This is a genomic window from Oleiphilus sp. HI0080, assembly GCF_001635135.1.
This window is the reverse complement of sequence record NZ_LWFU01000886.1, coordinates 1-781: the sequence shown is the minus strand read 5'-3', so window position 1 is coordinate 781 and position 781 is coordinate 1. Positions and strand designations below refer to the sequence as shown.

At 44.7% G+C, this 781-nt stretch carries 1 protein-coding gene; it reads right to left on the bottom strand.

The genetic code is table 11. From position 1 onward, the window contains the following. A partial coding sequence (locus tag A3751_RS23050; protein WP_197466461.1) for a hypothetical protein occupies positions 1 to 781 on the bottom strand: 781 nt, incomplete at both ends.

Here is a 781-nt window from a genome sequence, read left to right as displayed (position 1 = left end):
CGTATTGATCGCTATGCCATCGACAAAATCTACGGTGCCATCTGATCTCATTTTTGGTACAACGTTTCTTACTGCATAAATCTCTCGTATAGAGTGCGCGAAATAAAACGAAGAGGTTCCATCCAATCCCGTTAGATCACCCCGTTTGTTATGAATCGCCATATCCCTGATCTGAACACCAGCGATATCAAGGTAAAACTCCATATCAGTAATCATGGTGTAGGCGCTCCAAGTGATCTTCGAGTTGGCATCACCCACCCCTGTGCTTGCAGCTAACTCTGCATCGTCAAACACACCATTACCATTAGAATCGACCGCACCGAACCCATTACCATTGTTACTAATGTGCAAGTCTTCCGGGCCGAGATAGCCTTTCATCTTTAATTGGCTGATAAGTGTAGTAGTGCCATTCGCACCTTCATGAAGACCCGTGTCATGGTTTCCATCTAGGTCGAGACCTCGACTACCCACATCATAGTCACTTCGAGCAATACCGATGGCATCAATCTCAAAACTGAAATCAACAGCATGCTCAGTCATCAACTCAAACGTTTCGTAATCATCAGTAGCAAATCGATCATTTACTAAAAACGTTGGCAGTCCACCCTCTTTTTGCCATGGATCTGTAATATCAAAATGAATAACTAGGTCGCCATCTCCGTAAGTTTTCTTACCATCGATTGCCAGGCCTCTTTTCGGGTCAAACCCGCCAGCAACAGCAGCAAAATCGTTGTCTTGGTTTCCTGCCTCGACATAGAGGTTTGCATAATCACGCATCTTA